The organism is Streptomyces lichenis, from assembly GCF_023218175.1.
Taxonomy (GTDB): Bacteria; Actinomycetota; Actinomycetes; order Streptomycetales; family Streptomycetaceae; genus Streptomyces; species Streptomyces lichenis.
This window is the reverse complement of sequence record NZ_JALPTH010000011.1, coordinates 38,468-51,907: the sequence shown is the minus strand read 5'-3', so window position 1 is coordinate 51,907 and position 13,440 is coordinate 38,468. Positions and strand designations below refer to the sequence as shown.

Below are 13,440 nucleotides of genomic sequence, written 5' to 3'. Positions count from 1 at the left end.
GGGGCCCGGCGGCGGGACCGGACAGGACACCGGCCGTGGGGCCGGACACGGCCCCGGCCACGGGGGCGGCTGGGAGAACGGCCGCGGGGTCCGAGGCGGGACCAGCCGAGGGCCCGGCCAAGGCGTCGGATACCGGACCAGCCAGGGCACCGGCCCGGGCGTCGGCCACCGGACCAGCCGAAGACCCGGCCAAGGCATCGGCCACCGGACCAGCCAGGGCACCGGCCCGGGCGTCGGACGCCGGACCCGGTGCGGCACCCGCCCGGGCGTCGGACACCGGACCAGCCGAAGACCCGGCCAGGGCGTCGGACACCGGACCAGCCAGGGCACCCGCCCGGGCGTCGGACACCGGACCCGGTGCGGCGGCGCTCAGGGTGTCGGATGCCGGGCCGGGTGGCGGGCCGGTCAGGGGGCCGGGCGCGGGTTCGGTGGCGGTGGCTGCGGACGTACCGGGCCGGGGGCCGGGGGTGCGGGTGGGCTGCGGGCCGGTGCGTGGGGAGGGGACGTGCCGGGGCATGCGGTGCTCCAACGTGTCGGGGGCCGCGAGGTGCCGGCCGGGGCGCGGCGGGGCGCGGCGCCGCCCGAGGGCCGCGACGGGGCCGGGGCGGTGGCGAGGCGGTGGGTCCGCCGGGGTGCGGGTGAAGGTCGGGGTGAGGCGCCGGGGGCCGGCGGGAGAGGGCGGGTACGGGCGGGCGGGGTCGGGGGCAGGGACGGGTGACCGGTGGGGGCGTGCTCAGTGGTCCGGCCAGTGTCCGGGGTGGTTCCAGCCGCGGCTACTCACCGGTATGACAACTTCGACCACCACATGGGCGCCGTTTTTCGTCCTCAGGTGAGCATCGGGTCCGTCAGGTGAGCTGGTCCGGCGCCGCCTCGGCCACCCGCCGGCGCCGCCCGGCGCGGACGAGCAGCACCGTGCCACCGGCGGTGAGGAGCACGCCGAGGATGGCGCCCGCGAGCGGGACCGTGGTGCCCAGCAGCGCGAGCCGGCGGCTGTCCGCCGAGGCCAGGGCCACCTGGTGGCGCTGGGTGGCGGCGGTGAAGGCCAGCCGGTCGCTGTCCAGCAGCACCACCGCGTCCTTCTTCGCGCCGGGCGCCCGCAGGGTCTTGCGCGGGCCGATGGCCGCGAAGACGATGCGCCCGGTGGCCTGGTCCACCACCAGCTCGATCCCGCTGTTGGCGTACCACTCCTCGGCCAGCACCTGCGGGGTGCGGGGGCGCCCCACCAGCCGTCCGGGCACCTGGCGCACCCCGGTGCGGGTCGGCTCGACGCTGCCGGTGAAGCGCAGCCCCTCGTACCCCTGGACCCGGGTCCGGCCCGCGTAGCCGAGCCGGACGGCCGCGCCCAGGGTGCCGTCCCACCAGCGGTAGGAGCGTTCCTCCACGTCGAAGGGGAACTTCAGATAGGCCTCGCCGTCGAAGACCGGGGTCTCCTCGCAGCAGTGCACCGGCTCGTTGGTGGCGCGGTCGGTGACCCAGCGCTCCAGCGTCCACTGGAGGGAGTCCCGTACGTCGGTGGCGGGCAGGGTGTGGTCGGCGTCGACCGAGGTGGACACGTCCCAGACCGCGTTCCCGCTGCGCAGGCTGTCGGCGACATCGCCGCGCACCTGGCGGGTGATGGTGAGGCGCCGGTCGTCCACGGTCTTCAGCGCCGAGGTGTCGAAGTAGCTGCCGGTGCCGGTGAAGATGGTGGTGGTGTCGGTGTCGACGGGGGTGCGCTTGGCGTGCGGCAGCACATGGCCGGCCAGCAGCGGGGCGAGGACGAGGAGGAACACCCCGGCGCCCAGCAGGGCGAGGGGCAGGGTGAAGGCGGTGCGGCGCATCCGGGCAACTCCTGGACGAGGCTGTCGAGGGAGGCGCACGGACCCCGGGCCGGTCAGCCCGTGATTTCCGGACCCGACCGTAGGCCTGCCCTTGACTCCGCGTCAATGAGCTGATGACACTGGGCCATTCGCCGGTGGGGGCCGGCCGCTTCGTGGGACGAGCCGCCTGCAAGGAGACCCGCCCATGCGCACCCTGACCGCCGTCGCGATCACCGTGGTGGCCGCCGCGGCCCTCGCCGTCGCCGCCGCCTTCGCCGTGGTGGCCCTGCTCGACGCCCCTCCCGAGCAGCCCAACACCCCGCTGATCAGCTACGACACCTCCCCCACCGGCCGATGACCACGCACCGGCCGCTCAGCCGCAGCGCCTGGAGCGAGGTGCCGCCCCGGCAGGTGGACGAGTTCGCCCACCGGGTGCTGGCCGAGTCCGACGAGCTGGCGCACGCCATCCTGCGCGAGATCCGCCAGGACTTCCCCCATCTGCGGCTGGTGGAGGACGAGACCGGTGAGCCGCTGGCGCTGGTCGGCATCCGCCGCGCCATCGAGGGCTTCGTCCAGCACCTCGCCGCCGGGACGCAGAACCCGCGTGTGCCGCCGGCGATGTTCCAGCAGTTCGGGCGGGGGGAGGTACGGGTGGGGCGCAGCCTGGACTCCCTGCAGGCGGTCTACCGCCTCGGGGTCCGCCTCTCCTGGCGCCGGTTCGCGGACATCGGCCAGCAGGTCGGGATCGCCGCCCCGGCCATGTACGAGCTGGCCGAGTCCGGGTTCGAGTATCTGGACGGGCTGGTGGAGCAGTCGGTACGCGGCTACGCCGAGGCGGCCGCGCGCCGGGCCGGGGAGCGGCTGCGGTTGCAGAAGCAGCTGATCGACCTGCTGCTCACCGAGCACCACGCCGACCCGGCGGCGGTGCTCGGCGAACGCGCCGCCCGGGTCGGCTGGGAGCTGCCCGAGACGGTCTGCGTCGGGCTGCTGGTGCGCCCCGCCCGGGAGGCCGTCGCCCCGGCGGTCGGCGAGGAGATCCTGCTCGACATGGACGCCGAGCAGCCCCGGATCGTGGTGCCCGAGCCGGACACCCCGGGGCGGCTGGACCTGGTGGAGCGGGCCGCCGCGGGCTGGTCCGGGGCGCTCGGTCCGGTGGTGCCGCTCGCCCGGGCCGCGGTCTCGCTGCGCTGGGCGGCGACCGCGGTACGGCTGGTCGAGGGCGGCGCCCTGCCCGCCGGCCGCGTACTCAACTGCACCGACCACACGCAGGAGTTGCTCCTCCTCCCCTCCCTGGAGCTGATCGACGCGGCGGCGGCCCGCCGGCTCGCCCCGCTGGACGCGATGAGCCCCGCGCAGGCCGATCGCACCGCCGCCACCCTGCTGGCCTGGATCGAGACCACCGGCGGTGCCCCCGAGGTCGCCCAACGGCTGGACGTCCACCCGCAGACCGCCCGCGCCCGGCTGCGCCAGGTCCGTGAGCTGTGGGGCGACGCGCTCGACGACCCGGACCGCCGCTTCGAGATGCTCCTCCTGCTCCGCGCCCGCCGGCTGCGCCGCGGTACGGAGTGACGGCGGCGGGGCCGGGGGCGCCCCGGCGGTGGCGGTGCCGAGGCACGGGGACGCCCCCCGTCCCCCGGAGGGTGGGCACCGCCCCCATAGGGTGACGGCATGCCTGCCACCCTGAGCTCCAGAAAAACCGCCGCGGCGCTCCGCACTTCGGCCCGTGTCTCCCTCGACCTGCTGCTGGTCCTGGTGCTGGCGGCCGCGGCCTTGTGGCTGCTGGGCCGGATGTGGTCGATCGTCTGGCCGCTCGTGGTGGGCCTGCTCCTCACCACCCTGACCTGGCCGCCGGCCCGCTTCCTGCGCCGGCGCGGCTGGCCGCCCGCCCTGGCCGCGTCGGTGGTGACCGTCCTCTTCCTGCTGGCCGCGGCCGGCATCCTGGCGCTGATCGTGGTGCCGGTGGCGTCGGAGTCCGCCGAGCTGGGCGACGGCGTGGTCGAGGGTCTGAAGACCGTACGCGACTGGGCCGCCGGTCCGCCGCTGAACATCGGCGACGACCAGATCACCAAGGCCATGGACTCCGGGATCGCCCGGCTGCAGGACAGCGTGGGCAGCGCGGTCACCACCGTCGTCACGGGGGTGAGCACCGTGTTCAACGGCATCGTCACCACCGTCCTGGCGCTCTTCCTGATGTTCTTCTTCCTCAAGGACGGCCCCCGCTTCCTGCCCTGGCTGACCCGCCAGCTCCCCGGCCGGCTCGCCGTCCACCTCCCGGTGGTGACCGAGCGCGGCTGGAACACCCTGGGCTCCTTCGTCCGCTCCCAGGCCTTCGTCGGCCTGCTCGACGCCGTCTTCATCGGCCTGGGCCTGTGGATCGTGGGCGTGCCCCTGGTGCTGCCGCTGGCCGTGCTGACCTTCGTCTCGGCGTTCGTACCGATCGTGGGCGCCCTGTTCGCCGGCTTCGTCGCGGTGCTCATCGCCCTGGTGTCCAACGGCCTGACCGACGCGCTGATCGTGCTGGCGATCATCGTCCTGGTGCAGCAGCTCGAAGGAAACGTCTTCCAGCCCATGATCCAGAGCCGCGGCCTCGGACTGCACGCGGCGGTGGTCCTGCTCGCCGTCACCCTCGGCGGCAGCCTGGCCGGCGTCGTGGGCAGCCTCCTCGCGGTCCCGGTGGCCGCGCTGATCGCGGTGGCCTGGAACTACACCCGCGAACAGCTCAGCGACCCGCCCGGGGAACCGGCGGACGCCCCCGCCTCCCCGGCGGCGTAGGACCATCGGCCGGGCCGTGTTCCTAGCAGACCGGCGGACGGCCGACGGGGACCCGGGGCGCGTCCATTCGACGGATATCGGGGCGGGAGGTGCCGTGTCGCGTGCTGAGAGGGCATGGATAGGCACGTTTCACTGGCATCTGTCAAGGAGGTAGAGATGCGCGTTCGCAGCGCTGTCGTCACCACGGTCGCCCTGGTGGGCCTGTCGATCGCCGGGGCTTCGTCCGCACTCGCGTGCGAGCGGCACGACGGCCCGGACCGGTCCGCCGCCGGCGGCTACTCGAACGAGGGCTTCGCGGGGAGGTACTCCAACATCGGCGGACCGGCCGGGCTGACCACCGCCGAGGCCGTCGGGTACGACCATGACGGCGGCTTCGTGGTCGAGGGCTTCTGAGCCGTTCGGCCGCACCGGCGGGCCATGCCCGGGTGCCCCGCCCTCCCCCGCGGCAGCCGCCGCGGGCCGGAGGCGGGGCACCCGCGCGTCGGGGCGCCGGGACGTTCGGGCGTGATCGCCGTGAGGGGTACCGGCCTCGTCAGGTCCGATGTCCTGGGCGGCAGCCGACGCGGAAGGAGCCATGACGTGCGGGACAGCAGTACGGGAGCGGGCATCCGCGGGGGGCCGTTGTACGGGCGGGTCGCGGTGGTGACAGGGGCGGCTCGCGGTGTCGGTGAGGCGCTCACCCGGCGGCTGTCGGCGGCGGGGATGCGGGTCGCGCTGGTCGGGCTTGAGTACGGGACGCTGCGCCAGGTGGCGGCCTCCCTGCCCGCACCGGGCCTCTGCGTCGAGGCGGATGTCACCGACCGTGCCGCGCTCGACCGGGCGGCCGGTGAGGTGGCCCGGCGGCTCGGGCCGGCTTCGGTCGTGGTGGCCAACGCGGGTATCGCCACCGGTGGGCCCTTCGCGGCGACCGACCCCGACCTGTGGCAGCGGGTCGTGGACGTGAACCTCGGCGGGTCCGCCAGCACCGCCCGGGCCTTCCTCCCCCAGCTCACCCGCACCCGGGGCTACTTCCTGCAGATCGCCTCCACCGCCGCCTTCGGCTCCGCGCCCATGATGAGCGCCTACTGCGCGTCCAAGGCCGGGGTGGAGTCCTTCGCCCAGGCGCTGCGCGGCGAGGTCGAGCCCGACGGGGTCACCGTCGGCATCGCCTACCTCCACTGGACCGGCACCGACATGGTCGCCGGCGTCGAGGACCACCCGGTGCTGCGCGCGCTCCGCCGCCACCAGCCGGGCTTCGCCCGCCGTGTCCACCCGCCCGCGCGGGTGGCCGACTGGCTCACGGACGGCATCGCGCACCGCGCCCACCGGATCCACGCCCCGCCCTGGCTGCGCTGGTGCCAGCCGCTGCGCCCGCTGTTCCCGGCGCTGGTCACCCGGATCGCGCGGCGCGAGCTGCGTGGCACGTCCGCTGCCGAGCTGGGGGCCGATGTGCGGCTGCTGGGGGCGGGCGGGCGGGCCGACTGGGACGCGTTCGCCTCGGGCCGCCCCGGCCCCGGGCGGCGCCCGCCCGGCTGAGAGGCGCGTACGACGACGGGCTCCCGGCGGACCGTGTTCGTCCGCCGGGAGCCCGTCGGCGCGTCCTTGGCGCGTCCTCGGGGGCCGCGTCAGGCCTTGTGCTGCATGCTGCTGCGCGCCGGGTTGCCCTGCTCGTCGCGCTTGGGGTCCTTCTCGTCGGCCTTGTCGCGTACGCCCTGCCGGATCCGCTCGCCGATCTTGGGGTCGATGTTGGACCAGTAGGTGAAGGCACGCTCCAGGACCGGCTCGGTGACGCCGTTGAGCAGGTGGCCCACCACGTTGTCCACCAGCCGGTCGCGCGCCTCGTCGTCCAGGACCTCGCGGACCATGGTGCCCGCCTGGCCCCAGTCGTCGTCCTCGGCGTGCGAGACGTAGGCGGCCCGGGTGATCTCGCCGTCGGCGTACCAGGAGGGCGGGGAGCCGTAGCGCTCGGTGTCGGCGGCGGGGCCGCCCTTGGAGTTGGGCGCGTAGACCGGGTCGGTGGTCTTCCGGTACGCCATCGCCCCGTCCTTGGAGTAGGTGTTCACCTCCACCACGGGGGCGTTGACCGGGAGCTGCTGGTAGTTGCCGCCGATGCGGTAGCGGTGCGCGTCGGCGTACGAGAACAGGCGGGCCAGCAGCATCCGGTCGGGGCTGGGGCCGATGCCGGGCACGAAGTTGTTCGGCTGGAAGGCGGCCTGCTCGATCTCGGCGTGGTTGTCGGTCGGGTTGCGGTCCAGGGTCATCCGGCCGACCTCGATCAACGGGTAGTCGCCGTGCGGCCAGACCTTGGTCAGGTCGAACGGGTTGAACCGGTAGTCCGCAGCCTCCTCGTACGGCATGACCTGCACATACAGCGTCCAGCTGGGGTACTCCCCGTCGCGGATGTGCTCGAACAGGTCCCGGGTGTGGTAGTCGGTGTCCGCCGCGGCCATCTGGTCGGCCTCATGCTGGGTGAAGAACTCGATGCCCTGGTCGGTCTTGAAGTGGTACTTCACCCAGAACCGCTCACCGGAGGCGTTGATCCACATGTAGGTGTGGGAGGTGTAGCCGTTCATATGGCGCCAGGTGCGCGGAATGCCGCGGTCGCCCATCAGCCAGGTCACCTGGTGGGCGGACTCGGGTGAGAGGGTCCAGAAGTCCCACTGCATGTCGTGGTCGCGCAGGTTGTTGTCGGCGCGGCGCTTCTGGGACCGGATGAAGTGCTGGAACTTCATCGGGTCCTTCACGAAGAAGACCGGCGTGTTGTTGCCGACCATGTCGTAGTTGCCCTCGCTGGTGTAGAACTTCACCGCGAAGCCGCGCGGGTCGCGCCAGGTGTCCGGGCTCCCGCGCTCCCCGGCGACGGTGGAGAAGCGGATCACCAGGTCGGTGGTGATGCCCGGCTGGAACAGCGCGGCCTTGGTGTACGCGCTGACGTCGTTGGTCACCTCGAAGTGACCGAAGGCGCCGCTGCCCTTGGCGTGCGGCTGGCGCTCGGGGATGCGCTCCCGGTTGAACTGCGCCATCTGCTCGATCAGGTAGGCGTCCTGGAGCAGGATCGGACCGCCCGGTCCGACGGTGAGCGAGTGCTCGTCGCTCTCCACCGGTGCACCGGAATCCATGGTTGTCGGCTTGCGAACGTCTTCCGTCATAACCGTTTCCTCCGCTGTCCCATGCCCTGTCACTGTGATGCGGTGGAGGCCCGGGCGAGGCCCCTAGGCACCAGTGACCCTCTTTGGACGTCGTCAAACGAATAACGATCCGAACTGTCAGGAAATGCCCCTTCGGGCGGGCGGGAGGGCCGCCTGCCGGTCCGGCCCCGGTCCGCCACCGACTCCTTACGCGGAGTGATCGAGCCGCGTCCGCCGGCGGGCGGCGGCGGAGTGCAGGGTGCGCAGGGCGAGCAGCAGCACCCCCATGTCGTCCAGGTAGACCGGGTCGGGCACCAGGTCCACCGGGGAGACGGTGTAGACGACGGCCGCCCAGAACAGCGCCTTGTCCCGCAGCGGCACCCCGGCGTTCAGCAGCAGCCGGCGCGCCCGGAGCAGCCGGATGAGCAGCCAGAGGGCACCGACCGCCGTGGCGACGGCCAGCACGGCCGCGCCGATGAGCCACCAGGAGACACCGTCCATGAGGGGCGTCTACCCGCCGCGGCGGCGGTGATGAGCCCTCAGCGGCAGACGGCCCCGTTCGGTCGCGGTCCTCGGCGGGGAGGAGCAGCCGGTGGTCGACCCCTTGACCACCTCGGACGCAGCCACTACTTTGCGTGAGACGTCGACCCGTCATGACCGAAAGGAGGCGACCCGCGGATGTACACCTGCTCCGATCTCAGTCGCCTCGCTCATCGCACGGTCTGGATTCCGGGTCGCATCGCCCACGGCTCCTGAACGCGCCGTGGTGACGGGTCCCCGGACCCCTGTCACCTCTTCCCGGCACGGCTGCTGAGCTCGCCGCCGTCTCGACGCGCCTCCCGTCCGTGGCACGTTCCGGGTCCTGCTGTCACCCTCTCTCGGTATCCCTCGGCAATCGCTGACGCCTGACGCGTGCCGTGGCGCGGCCGCCTCCTGATCACCGGGGGTGCGCCGGAACACAGAAAGCTGCCCGAAATTGGCGAACATGATGAATCGACCCGTCGCGCACCGAAACGGAGGCCCGTCATGGTAGGAGCGCGGATCACGGTCAACGGGAAAGAAACGCCGATTTCACCGGCTGCTCCCCACACCACGGTGCTGGACTTCCTGCGTGAGCAGGGCTTCACCGGTACGAAGGAGGGCTGCGCCGAGGGTGAGTGCGGCGCCTGCTCGGTCCTGGTGGCCCGTCCCGGGGTGGACAAGCCCACCGACTGGGTGGCGGTCAACGCCTGCCTGGTCCCGGCCGCGGCGCTGGACGGCCAGGAGGTCGTCACCTCCGAAGGCCTGGCCACCGCCGGGAAGCCCGGAACGCCGCCCACCCTGCACCCGGTGCAGGAGGAGATGGCGGTCCGCGGCGGCTCGCAGTGCGGGTACTGCACTCCGGGCTTCGTGTGCAGCATGGCCGCCGAGTACTACCGGCCCGGCCGCTGCGCGCACGCGGAGCCGGCGGAGGGAGCGGAGAGCACGGAGGACGCCGAGCACGGGCCGAACGGTTTTGACCTGCACGCGCTGAGCGGCAACCTGTGCCGCTGCACCGGCTACCGCCCGATCCGCGACGCCGCGTTCGCCGTGGGCGCGCCCGCCGACGAGGACCCACTGGCCCGGCGCCGTGAGCAGTCGCCGCCCGCGGCGGTGGCCACCTCGTACATCCAGGAGGGCAGCGCGTTCCTGCGCAAGGACACCCTGGCCGAGACGCTCCAGGTGCTGCGCGAGCGGCCCGAGGCGGTGGTGGTCGCCGGCTCCACCGACTGGGGCGTGGAGGTCAACATCCGCGCCCGCCGGGCGGACTGCGTGGTCGCCATCGACCGGCTGCCCGAGCTGCGGGAGCTGAAGGTGGGGGCCGACGCGGTGGAGATCGGGGCGGCGCTGACGCTCACCGAGATCGAGCGCCGGCTGGACGGCCGCGTCCCGCTGCTGGCGGAGCTGTTCCCGCAGTTCGCCTCCCGGCTGATCCGCAACGGCGCCACCCTCGGCGGCAATCTGGGGACCGGCTCCCCCATCGGCGACAGCCCGCCGGTGCTGCTGGCCCTGGAGGCCTCGCTGGTGCTCGCGGGCGCCGACGGCGAGCGCGAGGTGCCGCTGGCGGACTACTTCACCGGGTACCGCCAGAGCGTGCGGCGCCCCGGTGAGCTGATCCGCGCGGTGCGGGTCCCGCTGCCGCTCGCGCCGGTCACGGCCTTCCACAAGATCGCCAAGCGGCGCTTCGACGACATCTCCAGCGTGGCGGTCGCCTTCGCGCTGGAGATCGAGGACGGCGCCGTCCGCAAGGCCAGGATCGGCCTGGGCGGCGTGGCCGCCACCCCGATCCGCGCCCTCGCCACCGAGGCGGCCCTGGAAGGCCGGGAGTGGACGGCCGGGACCGTCGAGGCCGCGGCCCGGGTGCTCCGGGCCCAGGGCACCCCGATGAGTGATCACCGCGCCAGTGCCGAGTACCGCGCCGCGATGCTCGGCCAGAGCCTGCTGAAGCTGTACGCCCAGACCAAGGAGGCGGTGTCGTCATGAGCCAACTGTCCGAGCGTCCCGAGAAGCCCGTGGTCGGCGTCTCCATGCCGCACGAGAGCGCGAGCCTGCATGTCACCGGCACCGCGCTCTACACCGACGACCTGGTGCACCGCACCAAGGACGTGCTGCACGCCCACCCGGTCCAGGTGATGAAGGCCCACGGCCGGATCACCGCACTGCGCACCGGGCCGGCGCTTCAGGTGCCCGGGGTGGTCCGGGTGCTGACCATCGAGGACGTGCCCGGGGTCAACGACGCCGGGATGAAGCACGACGAGCCGCTCTTCCCCGAAGAGGTCATGTTCCACGGCCACGCGGTGGCCTGGGTGCTCGGCGAGACCCTGGAGGCGGCCCGGCTCGGCGCCGCGGCGGTGGAGGTGGAGCTGGAGGAGCTGCCCTCGGTCCTGACGCTGAAGGATGCGATCGCCACCTCCAGCTTCCACGGCATCAACCCGGTGATGACGGCCGGTGACACCGAGGCCGGATTCGCCGACTCCACCCATGTGTTCACCGGTGAGTTCGAGTTCTCCGGCCAGGAGCACTTCTATCTGGAGACCCACGCGGCGCTGGCGCTCGTCGACGAGAACGAGCAGGTCTTCATCCAGAGCAGCACCCAGCACCCCTCGGAGACCCAGGAGATCGTGGCGCACGTCCTGGGCCTCAGCAGCAACGAGGTGACCGTGCAGTGCCTGCGGATGGGCGGCGGCTTCGGCGGCAAGGAGATGCAGCCGCACGGGTTCGCTGCCATCGCCGCGCTCGGCGCCAAGCTCACCGGCCGTCCGGTGCGGCTGCGGCTGAACCGCACCCAGGACATGACCATGTCCGGCAAGCGCCACGGCTTCCACGCCCGGTGGAAGATCGGCTTCGACGCCGAGGGCCGCATCCAGGCCCTGGACGCCACCCTGACCGCCGACGGCGGCTGGAGCCTGGACCTGTCCGAGCCGGTGGTGGCCCGCGCGCTGTGCCACATCGACAACACCTACTGGATCCCCCACGCGCGGGTGGAAGGTCGGATCGCCCGGACCAACTCGGTCTCCAACACCGCCTTCCGCGGCTTCGGCGGACCGCAGGGCATGATCGTCATCGAGGACATCCTCGGCCGGGTCGCGCCGCTGCTCGGGCTGGACCCGATGGAGCTGCGGGAGCGCAACTTCTACCGGCAGGGCCAGACCACCCCGTACGGGCAGCCGGTCACCCACCCCGAGCGGATCTCCGCGGTGTGGGAGCAGGTCCGCGCCAACGGCGGCCTGGCCGACCGCAAGCGCCAGATCGCGGCCTTCAACGCCGCGCACCCGCACACCAAGCGGGCGCTGGCGGTCACGGGCGTCAAGTTCGGCATCTCGTTCAACCTCACCGCCTTCAACCAGGCCGGCGCGCTGGTGCTGATCTACAAGGACGGCTCGGTCCTGATCAACCACGGCGGCACCGAGATGGGCCAGGGCCTGCACACCAAGATGCTCCAGGTGGCCGCGACCACCCTGGGCATCCCGCTGCACCGGGTGCGGCTGGCTCCGACCCGTACCGACAAGGTGCCCAACACCTCAGCGACCGCGGCGAGTTCCGGCGCGGACCTGAACGGCGCGGCGGTCAAGAACGCCTGCGAGCAGCTGCGTACGCGGCTACTTCAGGTGGCCGCCACCCAGTTGGGCGCGGGCGCCGCGGACGTACGCATCGTCGAGGGCATCGCCCGCGCCCTCGGCAGCGACCAGGAGCTGGCCTGGGACGATCTGATCCGCACCGCCTACATCCAGCGGGTCCAGCTCTCGGCGGCCGGCTTCTACCGGACCGAGGGACTGCACTGGGACGTGAAGAAGTTCCAGGGCTCGCCGTTCAAGTACTTCTCCTACGGCGCCGCGGCGACCGAGGTGGAGGTGGACGGCTTCACCGGCGCGTACCGCATCCGGCGGGTGGACATCGTGCACGACGTCGGCGACAGCCTCTCCCCGATGATCGACATCGGTCAGGTCGAGGGCGGCTTCGTGCAGGGCGCGGGCTGGCTGACGCTGGAGGACCTGCGCTGGGACACCGGTGACGGCCCGCACCGGGGCCGGCTGCTGACCCAGGCCGCCAGCACCTACAAGCTGCCGAGCTTCTCGGAGATGCCCGAGGAGTTCCACGTCACGCTGCTGGAGAACGCCACCGAGGAGGGCGCGGTGTTCGGCTCCAAGGCGGTGGGTGAGCCTCCGCTGATGCTGGCCTTCTCGGTACGCGAGGCGCTGCGGCAGGCCGCGGCGGCGTTCGGGCCGGCCGGGGTCAGCGTGGACCTCGCCTCCCCGGCGACCCCGGAGGCGGTGTACTGGGCGGTCCAGGCGGCCCGCGGTGGCGAGGTGCGGCGCGACGGCCGCACGTTCGACACCGGCGGGGAGCCGGTCCGCACCACCGCCCTGAGCCATGCCTGACATGACCTGGGTGGCCGCGGTCGCACGGTTGCGGGCACGCCGGGAGCCCGGTGTGCTGGTGACCGTCGCGACCGTGCGCGGCCACGCCCCGCGGGACGCCGGTGCCAAGCTCGTCGTGGGGCGGACCGAGACCTGGGGCTCGATCGGCGGCGGCAATGTCGAGGCGGTCGCGATCGACCGGGCCCGGGAGATGATCGCCGTGTCCAAACCGGAGCCGGAGCTGATCGACTTCGCCCTGAACGACAAGGTGACCAACCAGCACGGTGTGCAGTGCTGCGGCGGCACGGTCGCGGTGCTGCTCGAACCGCTGCCGGTGGTACGGGCGGTGGCCATCTTCGGCGTCGGCCATGTCGGCCTGGAGCTGGCGCGCATCCTGGCGCGCCAGGACCTGGACCTCCATCTGGTCGACTCCCGGGCCGACATGCTCACCGAGCGGCGGCTCGCCGTCCTCGGGGACGCGGTGGCGCAGGTGCACACCCACCACACCCCGCTGCTGCCCGAGGAGGTGCTGTCGACGGTGCCGCGGGGCACCCATGTCCTGATCATGACCCATGACCACGCCGAGGACGCCGCGCTCTGCGACGCCGCCCTGCGCACCGACCACCTCGGCTCCGTCGGGCTGATCGGGTCGGCGGCCAAGTGGGCGCGGTTCCGCAGGCGCCTGGCCACCGAGGGCGGTCATGACGAGGCCGTCATCGACCGGATCAAGACCCCGATCGGGCTGGCCGACATCACCGGCAAGGAACCCGCGACGATCGCGGTGAGCGTGGCCGCCGATCTGCTGCGCACCTTCGAGACCGAGGGGGACTGACTCCTCGCCGGGCCGCACCGGTGCCCCGCACGGGTCCGCTTCCGTACGGGGCA

Annotated in this window: 11 protein-coding genes; 8 read left to right on the top strand and 3 right to left on the bottom strand. The window is 73.1% G+C overall.

What is annotated here, in order from left to right; genetic code table 11:
• Positions 1-845: 845 nt before the first annotated feature.
• Entirely contained in the window at positions 846-1,820 is a 975-nt protein-coding gene (gene pgfA, locus M1O15_RS13280; RefSeq protein WP_248634002.1) for a cell envelope lipid trafficking protein PgfA, read from the bottom strand.
• Positions 1,821-2,004: 184 nt separating this feature from the next.
• Here pgfA and M1O15_RS13275 point away from each other — a divergent pair, with 184 nt between their 5' ends.
• The 5 genes from M1O15_RS13275 (at position 2,005) to M1O15_RS13255 (ending at position 6,086) form a co-directional block, all read left to right on the top strand.
• Complete coding sequence (locus tag M1O15_RS13275) at positions 2,005-2,157, top strand: hypothetical protein (protein ID WP_248634001.1); 153 nt, start codon at positions 2,005-2,007, stop codon at positions 2,155-2,157.
• The gene (locus tag M1O15_RS13270; RefSeq protein ID WP_248634000.1) at positions 2,154-3,368 is read left to right on the top strand and encodes a helix-turn-helix domain-containing protein; all 1,215 of its coding nucleotides are present in this window, start codon (positions 2,154-2,156) and stop codon (positions 3,366-3,368) included. The genes M1O15_RS13275 and M1O15_RS13270 overlap by 4 nt, the downstream gene beginning before the upstream one ends.
• A gap of 99 nt (positions 3,369-3,467) precedes the next feature.
• Positions 3,468-4,571 (top strand): AI-2E family transporter, encoded by a 1,104-nt coding sequence (locus M1O15_RS13265; RefSeq protein ID WP_248633999.1) that lies wholly within the window; start codon positions 3,468-3,470, stop codon positions 4,569-4,571.
• A gap of 156 nt (positions 4,572-4,727) precedes the next feature.
• Positions 4,728-4,964: a hypothetical protein gene (locus M1O15_RS13260; RefSeq protein ID WP_248633998.1), complete on the top strand. Its 237-nt coding sequence runs from the start codon at positions 4,728-4,730 to the stop codon at positions 4,962-4,964.
• Positions 4,965-5,150: 186 nt separating this feature from the next.
• Positions 5,151-6,086: an SDR family oxidoreductase gene (locus tag M1O15_RS13255; RefSeq protein ID WP_248633997.1), complete on the top strand. Its 936-nt coding sequence runs from the start codon at positions 5,151-5,153 to the stop codon at positions 6,084-6,086.
• Positions 6,087-6,175: 89 nt separating this feature from the next.
• Here the strand turns inward: M1O15_RS13255 and M1O15_RS13250 are convergent, their stop codons facing one another.
• Positions 6,176-7,699: a catalase gene (locus tag M1O15_RS13250; RefSeq protein WP_248633996.1), complete on the bottom strand. Its 1,524-nt coding sequence runs from the start codon at positions 7,697-7,699 to the stop codon at positions 6,176-6,178.
• A 186-nt stretch (positions 7,700-7,885) separates the two neighbouring features.
• A complete protein-coding gene (locus tag M1O15_RS13245) occupies positions 7,886-8,179 on the bottom strand; it encodes a YkvA family protein (protein ID WP_248633995.1) in 294 nt (97 codons plus the stop codon).
• 525 nt (positions 8,180-8,704) lie between these two features.
• Here M1O15_RS13245 and M1O15_RS13240 point away from each other — a divergent pair.
• Genes M1O15_RS13240 through xdhC form a run of 3 tightly spaced genes read left to right on the top strand, consistent with a single transcriptional unit; the run spans position 8,705 to position 13,387 of the window.
• On the top strand, positions 8,705-10,180 hold the full coding sequence (locus M1O15_RS13240) for a xanthine dehydrogenase small subunit (RefSeq protein ID WP_248633994.1): 1,476 nt from the start codon (positions 8,705-8,707) through the stop codon (positions 10,178-10,180).
• The gene (xdhB, locus tag M1O15_RS13235; RefSeq protein ID WP_248633993.1) at positions 10,177-12,576 is read left to right on the top strand and encodes a xanthine dehydrogenase molybdopterin binding subunit; all 2,400 of its coding nucleotides are present in this window, start codon (positions 10,177-10,179) and stop codon (positions 12,574-12,576) included. The genes M1O15_RS13240 and xdhB overlap by 4 nt, the downstream gene beginning before the upstream one ends.
• Before the next feature lies 1 nt (position 12,577).
• Positions 12,578-13,387, top strand: coding sequence for a xanthine dehydrogenase accessory protein XdhC (gene xdhC / locus M1O15_RS13230; protein ID WP_248634100.1), 810 nt, complete (start codon positions 12,578-12,580; stop codon positions 13,385-13,387).
• The last annotated feature ends 53 nt before the right edge of the window (positions 13,388-13,440 follow it).

Excerpts from the sequence above, each read along its gene's own strand:
- xdhC (WP_248634100.1), top strand. The coding sequence starts at position 12,578 with ATGACCTGGGTGGCCGCGGTCGCACGGTTGCGGGCACGCCGGGAGCCC.
- M1O15_RS13265 (WP_248633999.1), top strand. The coding sequence starts at position 3,468 with ATGCCTGCCACCCTGAGCTCCAGAAAAACCGCCGCGGCGCTCCGCACT.
- xdhB (WP_248633993.1), top strand. The coding sequence starts at position 10,177 with ATGAGCCAACTGTCCGAGCGTCCCGAGAAGCCCGTGGTCGGCGTCTCC.
- M1O15_RS13240 (WP_248633994.1), top strand. The coding sequence starts at position 8,705 with ATGGTAGGAGCGCGGATCACGGTCAACGGGAAAGAAACGCCGATTTCA.
- M1O15_RS13275 (WP_248634001.1), top strand. The coding sequence starts at position 2,005 with ATGCGCACCCTGACCGCCGTCGCGATCACCGTGGTGGCCGCCGCGGCC.
- M1O15_RS13245 (WP_248633995.1), bottom strand. The coding sequence starts at position 8,179 with ATGGACGGTGTCTCCTGGTGGCTCATCGGCGCGGCCGTGCTGGCCGTC.
- pgfA (WP_248634002.1), bottom strand. The coding sequence starts at position 1,820 with ATGCGCCGCACCGCCTTCACCCTGCCCCTCGCCCTGCTGGGCGCCGGG.
- M1O15_RS13260 (WP_248633998.1), top strand. The coding sequence starts at position 4,728 with ATGCGCGTTCGCAGCGCTGTCGTCACCACGGTCGCCCTGGTGGGCCTG.
- M1O15_RS13250 (WP_248633996.1), bottom strand. The coding sequence starts at position 7,699 with ATGACGGAAGACGTTCGCAAGCCGACAACCATGGATTCCGGTGCACCG.
- M1O15_RS13270 (WP_248634000.1), top strand. The coding sequence starts at position 2,154 with ATGACCACGCACCGGCCGCTCAGCCGCAGCGCCTGGAGCGAGGTGCCG.